Source organism: Streptomyces sp. NPDC003691 (assembly GCF_053981115.1).
On sequence record NZ_JBSFNQ010000131.1, the window covers coordinates 1 to 14825 of the forward strand.

At 74.5% G+C, this 14825-nt stretch carries 14 protein-coding genes; 7 read left to right on the forward strand and 7 right to left on the reverse strand.

The features are described 5' to 3' along the window. A partial coding sequence (locus tag ACWDR0_RS32440; protein ID WP_456355413.1) for a tellurite resistance TerB family protein occupies positions 1–527 on the reverse strand: 527 nt, incomplete at its 3' end. Positions 528–821: 294 nt separating this feature from the next. Here ACWDR0_RS32440 and ACWDR0_RS32445 point away from each other — a divergent pair. Both ACWDR0_RS32445 and ACWDR0_RS32450 read left to right on the forward strand, forming a co-directional pair. Continuing rightward, a complete protein-coding gene (locus tag ACWDR0_RS32445; RefSeq protein WP_456355403.1) occupies positions 822–1856 on the forward strand; it encodes a nuclear transport factor 2 family protein in 1035 nt (344 codons plus the stop codon). 208 nt (positions 1857–2064) lie between these two features. Continuing rightward, on the forward strand, positions 2065–2628 hold the full coding sequence (locus ACWDR0_RS32450) for a hypothetical protein (protein ID WP_456355404.1): 564 nt from the start codon (positions 2065–2067) through the stop codon (positions 2626–2628). 54 nt (positions 2629–2682) lie between these two features. Here ACWDR0_RS32450 and ACWDR0_RS32455 read toward each other — a convergent pair whose 3' ends face one another. The 6 genes from ACWDR0_RS32455 to ACWDR0_RS32480 all read right to left on the reverse strand — a co-directional run bounded on the left by ACWDR0_RS32455 (position 2683) and on the right by ACWDR0_RS32480 (position 9201). After that, positions 2683–4332 carry an ABC-F family ATP-binding cassette domain-containing protein gene (locus ACWDR0_RS32455; RefSeq protein WP_456355405.1) on the reverse strand — a complete coding sequence of 550 codons (1650 nt, stop codon included), beginning with the start codon at positions 4330–4332 and terminating at the stop codon, positions 2683–2685. Between the two features lie 378 nt (positions 4333–4710). Continuing rightward, complete coding sequence (locus ACWDR0_RS32460; protein ID WP_456355414.1) at positions 4711–6039, reverse strand: MFS transporter; 1329 nt, start codon at positions 6037–6039, stop codon at positions 4711–4713. A 152-nt stretch (positions 6040–6191) separates the two neighbouring features. Further along, the gene (locus tag ACWDR0_RS32465) at positions 6192–7652 is read right to left on the reverse strand and encodes a SulP family inorganic anion transporter (RefSeq protein ID WP_456355406.1); all 1461 of its coding nucleotides are present in this window, start codon (positions 7650–7652) and stop codon (positions 6192–6194) included. Positions 7653–7659: 7 nt separating this feature from the next. Then, on the reverse strand, positions 7660–7794 hold the full coding sequence (locus ACWDR0_RS32470; RefSeq protein WP_456355407.1) for a hypothetical protein: 135 nt from the start codon (positions 7792–7794) through the stop codon (positions 7660–7662). 281 nt (positions 7795–8075) lie between these two features. Then, complete coding sequence (locus ACWDR0_RS32475; RefSeq protein WP_456355408.1) at positions 8076–8216, reverse strand: hypothetical protein; 141 nt, start codon at positions 8214–8216, stop codon at positions 8076–8078. Between the two features lie 547 nt (positions 8217–8763). Then, positions 8764–9201, reverse strand: coding sequence for a VOC family protein (locus ACWDR0_RS32480; protein ID WP_456355409.1), 438 nt, complete (start codon positions 9199–9201; stop codon positions 8764–8766). 144 nt (positions 9202–9345) lie between these two features. Here ACWDR0_RS32480 and ACWDR0_RS32485 point away from each other — a divergent pair, with 144 nt between their 5' ends. The 5 genes from ACWDR0_RS32485 (at position 9346) to ACWDR0_RS32505 (ending at position 14720) form a co-directional block, all read left to right on the forward strand. Beyond that, a complete protein-coding gene (locus ACWDR0_RS32485; protein WP_456355410.1) occupies positions 9346–9927 on the forward strand; it encodes a TetR/AcrR family transcriptional regulator in 582 nt (193 codons plus the stop codon). A gap of 392 nt (positions 9928–10319) precedes the next feature. Further along, a complete protein-coding gene (locus tag ACWDR0_RS32490) occupies positions 10320–10946 on the forward strand; it encodes a nitroreductase family protein (protein WP_456355415.1) in 627 nt (208 codons plus the stop codon). A gap of 117 nt (positions 10947–11063) precedes the next feature. Beyond that, positions 11064–12236, forward strand: coding sequence for an isoaspartyl peptidase/L-asparaginase family protein (locus ACWDR0_RS32495; protein ID WP_456355411.1), 1173 nt, complete (start codon positions 11064–11066; stop codon positions 12234–12236). A gap of 127 nt (positions 12237–12363) precedes the next feature. Continuing rightward, the gene (locus ACWDR0_RS32500) at positions 12364–13578 is read left to right on the forward strand and encodes an MFS transporter (protein WP_456355412.1); all 1215 of its coding nucleotides are present in this window, start codon (positions 12364–12366) and stop codon (positions 13576–13578) included. Positions 13579–13838: 260 nt separating this feature from the next. Next, positions 13839–14720, forward strand: a complete 882-nt coding sequence (locus tag ACWDR0_RS32505; protein WP_456355416.1) for a universal stress protein — start codon at positions 13839–13841, stop codon at positions 14718–14720. Positions 14721–14825 lie beyond the last annotated feature (105 nt).

Consider the following 14825-nt stretch of genomic DNA (forward strand, 5'->3'; position numbering starts at 1 on the left):
GGACGGACGGTCTGCGGACCCTGGAGTCCGACGGCGAACCCCATGCGCAGGTCCGGGCCCGCGACGACGATGCCGGTCTGGACAACGGCCCGCGCCTCGGCCGGCTTCTTGGCGGCCTTGGCGACCTCCTGGAACGCCTCGGCGCGGCCCCGGATGGGGTTGGCGATCAGCTGGTCGACATGCTTGTTGAAGCGGGTACGGAGCTGGTCGGCCGGGAAGTTCTGCAGAACGTCGTTGGAGAGGATCAGCGATTCGACGTGCTGCCGCTCGTTGTGGTCGACATGACCGTCGGCGGCGGCGACCAGGGCGCAGACGGCCATGCTGGCATCGCGGTAGGCACCGCTCTTCAGCTCGGTCTTGAGGGAGGTGAGCTGCGTCTTCAGCAGGCCCACGAGCTGGGCCTTGGAGCCGCCGGCCGCCCCCGAACCGCCGGTGGACGGGCCGTGGTGGCCCCGGGCCCCGGAGCCGCCCGATCCCTGGTTCTGCTGCTGGAGGGCCTTGGCCTGGTCCTTGATCCGGTCCCACATCGCCACTGAATGCCACCTCGGTTTGACTGTCGTTCATCGGTCGTTCGTCCATCGGGTGACGCGTACTGGACACGTCACCCGGGAAACGTACGCCGCCGCCGGGGAGTTCCGCACGGCCGGGATTGCCTGTCCCGGAGACACGGAATCGCCCACCCCGGAGGGACGGCATCGCTTACCCCGGAGGTAATCGCGCGGCCGGAGGGCCGCGGACAGACTGTGATCACAGCCGGGGACGACAGGTACCGGCCCCCAGTCCGACAGGTTCCGCAGCCCCTCCGCACACCGGGAGTACCCATGTCACGCCGCCGTTCCGGCCGTATCCGCTCCGCCGTCGTCCTCGCCGTGACCGCGGCCCTCCTTCCCCTCGGCACGGGCATGTCCGCCGCCGCCCCGGCGGCCCCGGCGCCGGTGTTCTCGGCGTACTGCGAGTCCGTGGTGGCCGGCCGGTCCGCGCTGCCCGCCGACGCGGCGGCGTTCATGAAGGCCTACTGCGAGTGGGGGGCCGCGCCGGAAGTACCCGCGTACATGGACCTCTTCACCGGCACCGGCACGCTGATGGACTCGGGGCTGCCCGCCCCGATCGGCAAGGCCACCATCGAAGGGCAGATGACCAGCCTCCTCAAGGCGGTGGAGTACCGCTTCCAGCCGGTCTCCGCGGTGGCTTCCCGGGACGGGCGGACCGTTTTCGTCAAGGCCCGCAACTCCGGTCATCTGAAGCTGCCGGGGAACGTGGCCGGTCCCTCGTTCGACTACATCACCACGCACCGGCTGGTGCTCGACGGGACCCGGGTGGAGCAGGGCCGCCGGTTCTGGGACCAGACGGAGCTGTTCCGGGCGCTGAATCCGTCCCTCGCCAATCTCTTCGCCACGGTTCCGGCGGTCGCCCCGGCCGCGCCGCGCACCCGGGACCGGCTGACCGCCTGGAACACCCGCGACTCCGCCGCGCTGGTGGCCGGTGTGGACGACGTCGTCAGGCTGACCGGGCCCGGGCTGGGCGCGGCGGGGCTGACGAAGCAGCGGGACATGCGGGCGTACCTGGAGCGGTTCTTCACCCGGGTGCACGACCTGAAGCTGGAGCCGGGGAAGACCGTGCGGCAGGGACGGGTCACCTACCGGGAGTGGGTGGGCCACGCCGAACTGTCGAAGGAGAACGGCCCGAAGCGGAAGATCACCTACGGCATCACCGAGCGGTTCACCCGGGACGCCGCCGGGGACACCTCGTGGGACCTGGCGTTCGAGACGCTGGACCTGGTGGCCGACGAGTGCGAGATCAACAATCTGCGGCGGCTGCTCTTCCCGCATCTGGTCGAGTGCAAGCCGGCCGCCTGACGGCCGGAGAGGGCAGCACTGCCCGGGACCTTCCCGTCCCGGGCGGCGCTCCCCCGGGTGTCCGGGCCGGCCCGGCGTACTCACCCACGGCTGAGTAGGACCGCCCACGCGACCGTGCCGGACGGGCTTCTACGCTGCACCCCATGAGCGTGATACGAGGGTGGTCCGGGCGCCCGGTGTCCGGCGCCGCGCACGGCCGGAGCGGCGGATGCTGACCCGGGGGCGGCTGCTGTGGTCCGTGGGTGTCCTGGTACTGGTCGTGGCGGGGGTGCTGGGAGTGCGGCTGTGGAACGGGGAGCCCTATCCCGGTTCGGATCCGGAGCGGGTGGCGGTCGAGTTGGAGCAGCGGGCCCAGGAGCTGTACGAGGACGCGGCGCTGCCCGAGGGCACGCGGGCCGAGTCCCCCGGGGTGCGGAAGGGCGGCTGCCAGTACCGGGGGCTGCGCGGCATCCTCCATCTCGACGACGGCCGCAGGCCGGACGTCTGGCACTTCTGGCTCGACTGGTCGGCGCCCCGGACGGACGCCGCGGCGGCCCGGGCCGGGCAGGAGCGGATCCGGGCCCGGCTGGAGCGGCTGGGCTGGGAGAACGTCCGCGGAATCTTCGGCGATATGGGGTTCCGCTACCGGGATCCCGCCTCGGGCGAGCAGGTGGACGCCTCGTGGTACCGGGCGACCGGAACCCTGCTGGTGCGGGTCGCCTCGCCGTGCGGCGAGGTTCCACAGCGGTTCCGGGACGGCGGCTGGCCGGCCCGGAGCTGGCAGCCGGCCTGAAGCAGCGGGCGGGGGTACGGGGAGGCCGCTCCTCCCCGTACCCCCGTCCTGCCGTCAGCAGGCCGCCGTACCGTCGAACACCTCCTCCCGGGAGGCCTCGCGCAGACCGCCGCCGTCCAGCAGCAGCCAGCGGGTGACACCGACGGCGGAGAGGAACGGCAGGTCGTGACCGGCCACCAGCAGCGCGCCCCGGTACGACTCCAGCGCCGTTGTCAGCTGCCGCACACTCGCCAGGTCGAGGCTGTTGGTCGGTTCGTCCAGCATCAGCAGCTGCGGCGCCGGGTCGGCGAGCATCAGCGCGGCGAGGGCCGCGCGGAAGCGTTCGCCGCCGGAGAGCGTCCCGGCCGGCCGGTCGGCCGCCGCGCCCTTGAACAGGAAGCGGGCGAGTCCGGCCCGGATCCGGTTGTCGCTCGCGCCGGGCGCGTACCGCGCGACGTTCCCGGCGACCGGGAGGGCGTCGTCGAGGACGTCCAGCCGCTGGGGCAGGAAGCGGTGCGGTACATGTACGGCGGCCTCGCCGGCGAGGGGTTCGAGGAGTCCGGCGAGGGTGCGCAGGAGGGTGCTCTTGCCGGAGCCGTTCCGGCCGACGAGCGCGATCCGTTCCGGGCCCCGGACCGTGAACTCGCCGTTCTGCGGGGCTCCGTACGCCGGACGCAGGTCCCGGAGGGTGAGGACGGTACGGCCCGGGGGCAGTTCGGTGCCGGGCAGGTCGATCCTGATCTCCTCGTCGTCACGGACGGCCGCCGTCGCCTCGTCGAGCCGTTCACCGGCCTCCGCCAGCCGTTCCTCGTGGAGGATGCGGTGTTTGGCCGCGGAGACCTGCGCCTGGCGCCGGCGTTCGCCCATGATCACCTTGGGTTCGCGTTTGTTCTCCCACATCTTCCGGCCGTAGCGGCGGCGGCGGTCCAGTTTGACCCGGGCGTCGGCGAGTTCGCGCTTCTGCCGCCGCAGATCGGCCCCGGCGACCCGGACCATCCGTTCGGCCGCCTCCTGTTCCACGGCGAGCGCCTCCTCGTAGGCGGTGAGGTTTCCGCCGTACCAGAGGAGTTCGCCGTTGCGGAGGTCGGCGATCCGGTCGACCCGGTCGAGGAGTTCCCGGTCGTGGCTGACGACGATCATCACTCCGTTCCAGTGGTCGACGGCGGCGTAGAGGCGCCGCCGTGCGCGGAGGTCGAGGTTGTTGGTGGGTTCGTCGAGGAGCAGTACTCCCGGGCGGCGCAGCAGCAGTCCGGCCAGCCGCAGCAGGACCGATTCGCCGCCCGAGAGTTCGCCCACGGTCCGGTCCAGGCCGATATGGCCGAGCCCGAGGCCGCCGAGGGTGGCGAGGGCCCGTTCCTCGACGTCCCAGTCGTCGCCGACGGCGGTGAAGTTCTCCTCCGCGGCGTCTCCGGCCTCGATGGCGTGGAGGGCGGCGCGGATACCGTCGATGCCCAGCGCCCGGTCCACCGGGAGCCCGGTGTCGAGCGTGACGTTCTGCGGCAGGTAGCCGATGTCCCCGGCGGTCCGGACGGTGCCCCGGGCGGGGCGCAGCTCTCCGGCGATCAGCTTCAGCAGGGTGGACTTTCCGGATCCGTTGAGTCCGGTCAGGCCGGTGCGGCCGGGGCCGAAGGCGGTGTGGAGTCCGTCGAGGACGGGGGTGCCGTCGGGCCAGGCGTAGGTCAGGCCGGTGCAGCTGACCGCGGGGGCGGCGGGGGTCGTTGACATGGGCGTCTCCTGGGGGTCCGGGTCGTACGGGGCGGGGGCGCGATGTGTACGGGACACCGGGCACCGTGGCGACCTGTGGATTCCCCGGGAGCCGGACGGAGTCCGCCGGACGGGTTGCTCCGGTCCGGAGGGGACGGCTCTGAGGGCCGAGGTCGCGTATGCGGTGGACACACCGGGCGGCGGACGGGGCACGGGGCACCGTGGGCTCGGGGTGGGGGTGTCCTCAGGACCTCAGACGAGCAACGTCCGTTTCTCCTCTTCGACGGCAGCAGAAGCGTTATACAGCGTATAAGAGAGTGGGGAGGGCGTCAACGCCCGGCCACGGACTCCTCGGTACCGCGGCCGGAACGGGCGCTCCGGGGAGAGTGGTTACGCCGGTCAGGCAGGAGTGCGGCGGTCGCCGGGCCGGTCGCCGGCCCCGGGCTGTCCGGGTACCGAGGCACCCGCGGCAGGGCTCGTGGCGGCCGGGAGCGTCTCGGGGAGGGCCGCGAAGCAGCAGAGACTGAGCAGGGCGATCCCGGTGAGCCAGGCCGCCACGCCCCAGGGCGGGCCGCCGTCCCGGGAGAGGGCGGTGGTCGCCAGTGGGGTGAGGGCGCCGCCGAGCACTCCGGCGAGGTTGTAGCCGACGGCGGCGCCCGTACAGCGCACCCGTGGTTCGTACAGCTCGGGCAGATAGGCGGCGGTGACGGCGAACACGGAGACGAAGGCGAGCAGGGCGACGGTGAACGCCACGAAGACCGGGACCGGTTCGCCGGTGCCGAGCAGGGCCGCGAACGGGAACATCCACAGGGCCGTCAGGGCGCTGCCGGCCAGACACATCGGACGGCGGCCGATCCGGTCGGCCAGTAGGGCGGCGAACGGGGTGACGGTCCCCTTGACCGCGACCGCCCCCATCACCAGGGCCAGCATCACGGTCCGGCTGATGCCCGCCTCCTCGGTGCCGTAGGCGAGCCCCCAGGTGGTGACGGTGTAGAAGACGGCGTAGCCGCAGGACAGGGCCCCGGCGGTCAGCAGCAGGGTGCGCCAGTGGTGGCGCAGTACCTCCAGGGCGGGGGCGTCCGCGTGCTGTCCGGTACGACGCATCTCGTCGAACTCGGGGGTTTCGGTGAGGGAGGCGCGGAGCAGGAGCCCGCCCGCGGCGAGGATGCCGGCCGCCCAGAACGGCACCCGCCAGCCCCAGGCGAGGAACTGGGCGTCGGTGAGGGTCGCGGAGAGCGCCAGGGTCAGCCCGTTGGCGAGCAGGAAGCCGACCGGCGGACCCATCTGGGGGAAGGCGCCCCACAGGGCGCGCCGGTGGGCGGGGGCGTGTTCGGCGGTGAGCAGGACCGCGCCGCCCCATTCGCCGCCGAGACCGATGCCCTGGACGAAGCGGAGGGCGACCAGGAGGACGGGGGCGGCGGGGCCGATGCTGTCGTACGTGGGCAGACAGCCGACCAGGACGGTGGCGACCCCGGTGGTGAGGAGGGAGGCGAAGAGCACCGGCCGGCGTCCGACGCGGTCGCCGATATGGCCGAAGAGCAGGGATCCGATGGGGCGGGCGATGAACCCGGCGCCGAAGGTGCCGAAGGCGGCGAGGGTGCCGGCGAGCGGGGAGAAGGAGGGGAAGAAGAGCGGGCCGAGGACCAGCGCGGCGGCGGTCCCGTAGACGAAGAAGTCGTAGAACTCGACGGCGGTTCCGGCGAGGGTGGCGAAGGCGAGCCGGAGCATGGACGGGGCGCCGTCGCGGGCGGTCCCGGGCGACGGGGGACGGCGTGTGCGCATGTCCGGCCAACGCGGGGCGGGCGGTGCCGGTTACGCGGCGCGCGCGGGTGCCGGGGGCCGGTACGGCGCGGAAGGGGGCGCGCCGTACCGGGCGGTCGTCAGGCGGAGAGTGCCCTGGTGTGGCCGGTGACGGTGCCGCGGTGGCGTTCGGACCAGGTGTCGAGGGCGGTGCGGCAGGCGTGGTCGAGGTGGTGGACGCCGGTGAGGTCCAGTACGACGGGCCGGTCGGGCGGCAGGGCTTCGAGGCTGTCGAGGAGGTTCGGCAGCCGCAGGAAGGTGGCGTTGCCGGTGAGCCGGACCCGGATGGGTCCGGTGCCCCGGTCGACGACGTCCAGCCGGAGGTGGGACGCCTCCCATGCGGTTTTGGCCACGGCCAGGGCGAGTCCGGCGACCACGCCTTCGAACATGCCGACGGTGACGATCGCGAGGGCCGTGATGCCGAGCACGAAGGCCTCGCCGCGCTGGCGGCGCCAGAGCCTGCCGAACTCCGCGGCGGGGACGAGCTTCACTCCCGCGTGGACCAGGACGGCGGCCAGGGCGGGTACGGGGATCCAGGCCAGGGCGGCGGGGAACAGGGCGGCGAAGAACAGCAGCCAGACGCCGTGCAGTACCCGGGACGCCTTGGTGCGGGCCCCGGCCCGGACGTTGGCGGAGCTGCGGACGATGACGGCCGTCATGGGGAGGGCGCCGAGGGCGCCGCAGACCGCGTTGCCCGTGCCCTGGGCGACGAGTTCCCTGTCGTAGTCGGTGCGCGGTCCGTCGTGGAGACGGTCCACCGCCGCGGCACCGAAGAGGGATTCGGCGGAGGCGATCAGGGTGAAGGCGAGGACGGTGCCGACCGCGGCGAGCGAGGCCAGTTCGCCGAACGCCTCGGCCGACGGGGGGCGGACGGAGTCCAGCAGCCCCTGGACCTCGACGGTGGCGACGGGCAGATCGGCGATCAGGACGGTGAGAGTGGCCAGACCGACGGCGGCGAGCGGCGCGGGAACCGCCCGGGCCGCGCCGGGCAGCCGGGGCCAGAGGACGAGTACGGCGACGGTTCCGGCGCCGAGGGCGGCCGACAGCAGCGCCTCGGTGCTCCCGGCGGCGTCCAGCAGGGCCGCCGGCAGTCCGGTGATCTTGTCGTGGCCGGCGGTGGGGGCGTCGAGCCCCGCCATCGCGTAGAGCTGTCCGGCGATCAGGACCAGGCCGATACCGGCGAGCATGCCTTCGACGACGGAGACCGAGACGGCCCGGAAGCAGCGGCCGAGCCGGAGGAGGCCCAGAAGGATCTGGAGAGCGCCGGCGGCGAGCACGATCGCGCCGAGGACCGGGAGTCCGAAGGCGGTGACGGCTTCGAGGACGAGGACGGTGAGTCCGGCGGCAGGCCCGGAGACCTGGAGGCTGCTGCCGCGCATCGCGCCGGTGACGAGTCCGCCGACGATCCCGGTGACCAGGCCGAGTTCGGCGGGGACGCCGGAGGCGACGGCTACGCCGACGCACAGGGGCAGGGCGACGAGGAAGACGACGAGGGAGGCGGCGAAGTCCTGCCGCAGATGGGGGAAGGACGTCCTGGGCACGCCGCGCTCACCGGGCCGTACGGGCGTCGGTGTCCGCGCGGTACCCCCGCAGCGCGCCGGGGCGGGCCGCGGGGGGCCGGGCCGGGGGCGGGGGGAGCACGGGGTGCCCGGGGGCACGGGCGTGGTCGGTGGGGGTGCGCATGTGCGGTGAATCCTCCTGGCGCGCTGCGGGGGCGCGTCGGGCCGGCGAAACGGAGCGTGGGGGCGGGAACCCGCGCCGCGCGGCGGAGTTCCCGGAGGGCGGCCGGGTTCCCGTCCGCTTCCGGGGTGACCGGCGGGGACGGCGGGAGCCGGCGGGTCCCGGCCGCCGGTGCGGCGCCGGGGCACGGAGGTCGGGGGCGGGGTGCCGCCCGGGCGGGGGCGGTTGCGGGTGTCCGGGGTGCGGGCGGGGCCGGTGACGGGTCCGGCGGCCCGGCCGCGGGGTTACGCGCCGGGCGCCTCGGCGGAGGTGCCGCCGGGGCCGGGCGGGGACGGGGCCACGGAGGCCGCCCGGGCGGGTGGCGGCAGGGTGGGCGGCGATATCCGGGCCCGCGGTATCAGGGTCCGCGGTGTCGTGTTCGGCACGGTGGCGTCTCCCTCCGGCACTGGCCGGTGTTCCTCGGCACGCACGTCAAAGGATGACCAAATAGGTCAACGAAAGGTCAAGGAACACGTTAACGCCTGCCGGTCGTTCATGGGCTGCGCAACGACTCCGCGCGGGGCGGCGCGCGCCGTGCCGCACCCGGCGGGGCACGGGCGCGGCGGATGCGCGGTCGTACGCGGAGGCGCCCGGGTGCTCCCCCGGAGGGAGGTGAAGGCTTCCGGCGCCTGCGCTCGTTCGGGTGGGTCCGGCGGAGCCGGGGCTGTGGCGCGCAGGGGCCGCCCGGGCAGGCCCGGCAGGGCGTACGGCGGCTCCCGGACGGGACGGCGCGCGGGGTTCGGCGGGGGTGCGGCGGAGTGCGGGGCCGCGGTACGCAGGGCGGTCCCGTTCCGGTGTGCCACCCGCGGGGCCGGGCGGGGACGGGTGTCCGGGCCCGGCCCCGCCGCGACGGCGGGCCGCACCCGGCCGGACGGGTGACGACACGCCGGGAGCGGCGGCGCGGGGGCTTCCGTTACCGCGAACGCGGTTGTGCTAGCGGGGCAGGTGCCCGTCGGTGTAGGCGTCCGCGTAGTCGTCCGCCGGCGGGATCACGGTGATGACGTCGATCATCACCCCGTCGGGGGCCTCGACGATGAAGTGGCGCTGGCCGAAGTCCTCGGTGCGCAGCGGGAGCAGTTCGGCCAGTCCGGCCCCGCCGACCAGGCGCCGGTGTTCGGCGTCGACGTCCTCGACCTCGAAGTTCAGCAGGAGGCAGCCGGTGAGGGGGGTGCGGCGGCCTTCGGGGACGGTGGGGTGGGCCGGGTCCAGCAGGGCGAGTTCGTAGTGGGGGGCGTCCGGGCGGCGGAGGCTGACGTACCAGTCGGCCTCGAAGGTGATCTCGAAGCCGAGCAGGCCGGTGTAGAAGTCGCGGGCCGCGGCGATGTCGCGGGTGCCGATCACCGGGTAGAAACCGCCGAGCTTGCCGGTCATGACCGTGTGCCTTTCGTCGGGCGAACAATGTCGGGCGAACAGTGCGGAGCACACCCGGGGACGGACCATTTCACATACCCCGAGTATGCGAAGACGACGCTAACATACTCCGGGTATGCGAAACGGGAAGGCGGTCGGACTGCGATGACGAGCCGGGCGGAACAGCGGGCGGCGACCCGGCGGGCGCTGCTCGCCGAGGGACGGCGGCGGTTCGCCGCCGACGGGTACCACGATGTGGTGTTCGCCGAGGTGGCCGAGGCCGTGGGGGTGACCAAAGGGGCCGCGTACCACCACTTCGTGAGCAAGGCGGGGCTCTTCCGCGCGGTGGTGGCCGAGGTGCAGGAGGAGCTGGGCGAGGCGGTCGCGGCGGCCGCCGACGCCCATGACGACCCGTGGGAGCAACTGCGGGCGGGCTGCCGCGCGTTCCTCGCGGCCGGCGCCGACCCCGGGGTGCGCAGGATCGTGCTGCTCGACGCACCGACCGTGCTCGGCTGGGACGAATGGCGGGACATGGACGAAGGGTCGTCGGCGCGCCATCTCACCGAGGCCCTGGAGTCCCTGGTCGCCGCCGGGATCGTCCCGGAGCAGCCGGTGGAACCGCTGGCCCGGCTGCTGTCGGGGGCGATGAACGAGGCGGCGGTGTGGCTGGCGCGCACGGACGACCCGGGCGCACTGGAGGCGACCGGACGGGCGCTGGACCGGCTGCTGGCCGGCCTGCTCCGGTAGGGAACCGCCGCCGGGCCGCGCCGGGCCCGGGCGTGCTTCCCCGGAATCCCCCGGCAGTTTTGCCGCCGGCGTGTTCCGCCGGGCCGGTACACGGCCGCCGTACGACGCCGGGCGCACTCTTCCGGCTTCGGCCGCACCCCACCGGACCCACCCGGCGGACGGCGCCGCCCGCCGGGGCATGCCGGGTGTCCGCTCAGCGGATATCCGTGTCCGCCCTCTCCCCGGGAGCCCGGCGAGCGGGCAGACTCGGCGCCATGTCTGCCTCTGCCGCGTCCGCCGCGTCCCCCGTGCCGTCCGAACCCGCCGCGTCCGCCGCGCCCGCCGCAAGTCCCGGGCGCTGGGTCTCCACCCACGGGGATCCGTACCGGCCCGTCCCCTACCGGCCGGGGCGGATGCCCGCCGGGGAGTCCCTCACCCGGGCGGCGGAGCTGCGCGCCCGGATGGACGAGCGCCGTACGGTACGCCAGTTCGCCCCCGACCCCGTACCGATGGAGGTCGTCAGGGCCGCCGTCGCCTGTGCGTCGACCGCGCCGTCCGGCGCCCATCAGCAGCCGTGGACCTTCGTACTGGTGCGGGATCCGGAGATCCGGCGGCGGATCCGGGAGGCGGCCGAGGAGGAGGAGCGGATCTCGTACGACGGCCGCCTCGGCGAGGAGTGGCTGGCCGCGCTGCGTCCGCTCGGCACGGACGGGGTCAAGACCCATCTCACCGACGCGCCCGCCCTGATCGTCGTCTTCCAGCAGCGCTACTGGCTGGGCGAGGACGGCACCAAGCGCAAGCACTACTACGTCGACGAGTCCGTCGGTATCGCGGTCGGCATGCTGCTGACGGCCCTCCATCTCTCCGGCCTGGCCGCGCTGGTGCACACGCCGAGCCCGATGCGCTTCCTCTCCGAGGTACTGGAACGGCCCGCCAACGAGAAGGCGTTCGCGGTGGTGCCGGTGGGCTATCCGGCCGCCGACTGCCAGGTCCCCGATCTGGTGCGCAAAACGCTGGACCAGGTGATGGTCGAGATCTGAGAGCACCCCTTTTGCGGCATGTCCATGCCAGTCAGGGGCCGGTAGAGTCGGGCGCGTCCACTCAGCCGGTGCGCACACCGGAGAGGCGGGATGCGCACCCCGTGACCAGGAGCGCCCATGTCCCGCAGACATCCCGCCGCCCGGCCGGTGCCCGCGCTGCTCGCCCTGGCGGCGGTCGCCGTCCTCGTCGCCGTACCGCGGTCCGGACCCGCTCAGCAGCCGGACGGCACCGACCGTGCCGTCCGGGCGGCGGCGACCGGTCCGGCCCGGCCCGACACCGGCCCGCCCGGACAACCGCCGGGCGGGAAGGGCCGGCCCGACGCCCGTGACGTGGTGCTCGCCGTGCACGGCGGGGCCGGTGCCGCTCTGGACCGCGCGACCACGTCGCCCGCGCGCGAGAAGGCGTACCGCGACGGGCTGGCGGCCGCCCTGCGGGCCGGGCAGCGGCTGCTGGACGACGGCGGGACGAGCGTGGACGCGGTGGAGGCCGCGGTGAAGCGCCTGGAGGACGATCCGCTCTTCAACGCCGGGAAGGGCGCGGTCTTCAACGCGGACGCCGGGCACGAACTGGACGCCTCCGTAATGCGCGGCTCCGACCTCGCGGCGGGCGCGGTCGCGGGCGTGCGCAGCCTGCGCAATCCCGTGGCGGGCGCCCGGCTGGTGATGGAGAAGTCGAAGCATGTGCTGCTCGCGGGTGAGGGCGCGGACGACTTCGGGGCGCGCGGCGGACTGGCCACCGTCACCCAGGAGTACTACTGGACCCAGGCGCGGTGGGACGCGCTGCTGCGGGCCAAGGAGGCCGAGCGGGGGTCGGCGGCCGCGGCCCGCTCCCCCGAGGCGATCGCCGACCGGCAGTCGCAGGGCACGGTGGGCGCGGTGGCCGTCGACGGCCGGGGCGATGTCGCGGCGGCGACGTCGACGGGCGGAATGACCAACAAACTGCCCGGCCGGATCGGTGACTCCCCGCTGATCGGCGCCGGGACGTACGCCAAGAACTCGACGCTCGCGGTGAGTGCCACCGGCGCGGGCGAGTTCTTCATCCGGGGCGCGGCGGCCTCGACCGTCTCGAACCTGATGGAGTTCAAGGGGCTGGGGGTCGCCCGGGCCGCGTACGACGTCGTCGTCGAGCGGCTGCCCCGGCTCGGCGGGCAGGGCGGGGTGATCGCACTGACCGGGGACGGTGTGTTCGACGCGCCGCACAGCAGCCCCGGCATGCTCCACGGCTATCTGACGGCGGACGGCGACGTGGTGACGAAGATCTTCCCGGACGAGTCGCCCGCGAACACCTGAGCCGCACCGGCAGGAAAACGACATGCACGCCGGGTCCGGAGGGTGGTGTCGCGAAGCCGCCGGACCCGGGTGCCGCCCGTTGCTGGACTGGTGACCGTCCATCGGCCACCGCACCGGAACGGAATCCATGTCCACGGTCACCCCCCTCCCGCCGTCCGCATCCACCGCCCCGCCCGGACCGGACCGCGGCGGGCCGCCCGCGGTCGCCGCCGTGGCCCTCGGCATCTTCGCCGTCGTCACCACGGAGATCCTGCCGATCGGTCTGCTCACCGCCATCGGCGGGGACTTCACCGTCTCCGACGGCACGGCGGGGCTGACGATGACCATGCCGGGCCTGCTCGCGGCCGTCGCGGCGCCGGTGGTGACCGTGGCGACCGGCCGGTACGACCGGCGCCGGATGCTCGTGGTCCTCCTGCTGCTCCTCGCGGGCGCCAATCTGCTGGCGGCAACGGCGACCGGCTACGGCGCCGTCCTCGCCTCCCGGGTCCTGGTGGGCGTGGTGATCGGCGGCTTCTGGTCGATCGCGGCCGGGATCGCGGCCCGGCTGGTGCCGGAGCGGTCGGCGCCCCGGGCGACCGCGCTGATCTTCGCGGCCGTACCGCTCGGTTCGGTCCTCGGCGTTCCGCTGGGCACGTTCGCCGGGGAGGCGTACGGCTGGCGGACCGCGTTCGGCGCGATGGCGGTCCTCACCCTGGGGACGCTGCTGCTGGTCCTGGTGACGGTGCCGCCGCTGCCGCCGGTGGCGGTGGTCCGCGGCGCGGTCCTGCGGGACGCCCTGCGCGCCCCCGGCAGCGGCGCCGCCCTGCTCCTCACCTTCCTGGTGGTACTGGCGCACTTCGGCGCCTACACCTATGTCACCCCCTTCCTGGAGGAGGTCTCCGGGGCCGGGCCCACCGCGGTGACGCTCTGTCTGCTCGGCTTCGGGGCGGCGGGTATCGCGGGCACCTTCGTGGGCGGGGCGCTGGTCGGCCGCCGGCCCCGGACCGCGTTCGCGGGGGCGGCGGCGCTGCTGGCCGCCGCGGTGCTCGCACTGCCCGTCCTGGGTGGCTCGACCGGGGCCGCCGCGGTGCTGCTCCTGGTCTGGGGCACCGCGTACGGGGCCGTCCCCGTCTGTTCCCAGCACTGGTTCGCCCGGGCCGTGCCACGGGCTCCCGAGGCGGCGTCCGTGCTGTTCACGGCCTCCTTCCAGGCAACGCTCTCGCTGGGGGCGCTGGCGGGCGGGGCCGTCGTCGACCGGTACTCGCCGTCCGCGGCGATGGTCCTGGGCGGAGCGGTGGCGGCCCTGATGGTGTCGGTGACCGCGGCGCACGCGGCCCGGGCCCGGCGGGCCGGGCGCCCCTGAGGGCACGGCTCCGGGAGGGCCCGTCCCAGCCTCCGGGAGCCCGGCTCCGGACCGGTGGTCCCGTCGCCGAGAGCGCGGCGCCCGGGGCGGTGCCATCCGCCCCGGACATCCCGCTCACACTCCGCCATCAGGGCTGTTCGTCCCGCCGTTCATGGACGTTCGGCCCGTGCGGGGCCGCGCCCGCGGGTCGAGACTGGAAGCGGCGGTCCGGACGGATCCGCCGGTACGAACGGCGCATGCGGAAGAACGGAAGTGCTGTGATGAACGGTCCGGTCGTGGTCGGGGTGGACGGCTCGGCATCGGCGCTCGCCGCCGTGGAGATCGCGGCCCGGGAGGCGAAGCAGCGCGGGGTGGGGCTGGAGGTCGTGCACGCTTTCATCTGGCCCGCCCTGCACGTCTCCCTCGGCCCCTCCCCCGCCGGCCCGCCCGACGGCGGGCTGCGCAACGCGGCCGAGAAGCTGCTCTCGGAGGCCGTCGACCGGGCCCGGGAGACCGAACCCGGTATCGAAGCCGACGGGCTGCTGATCACGGGTGAGCCGCTGACGGTCCTGGAGGCCAGGTCCCGGAAGGCTTCCCTGGTGGTCGTCGGCAGCCGGGGCATGGGCGGTTTCATCGGACTGCTGGTCGGGTCGACCGCGGTCCATCTGGCCGCGCACGGCAGGTGTCCCGTGCTGGTGGTCCGCGGGGAGGCCGTGGACGGCGGGCCCGTGGTCGTCGCGGTCGACGGGTCCCCGCAGGGCGACGCGGCGGTCGGATTCGCGTTCGCCGAAGCCTCGGCGCGCGGTGCGGACCTGGTCGCCGTGCACGCCTGGAACACCTGGACCGAGCGGGGCGGGGAGGACCCCGGCCATCCGCAGAACCTGGTGGACGGTATCGACCGGATGCGGGACGACGAGGAGCGGCTGCTGGCCGAGGCGCTCGCCGGATGGCGGGACCGCTATCCGGAGGTGACCGTGCACCGCCGGCTGGTCGAGAACCGGATCCGGCAGGCCCTGATCGAGGCCACCGAGCAGGCGCAGCTGATCGTCGTGGGGGCCCGGGGCCGGGGCGGTTTCACCGGGCTGCTGCTGGGCTCGGTCAGCCAGGCCCTGCTGCACCACGCGCACTGCCCGGTCGCGGTGGTCCGCGGCGACGCGGCCTGAACTCCGCCGGGGAGGGTGACGGCTCCCGGGGCCCGCGGGGCAGATCCCGGGGCCGTCGGACGCGGTCCGGTACGACGGGTCTGAAGACGACAACCGCGCGCAGCC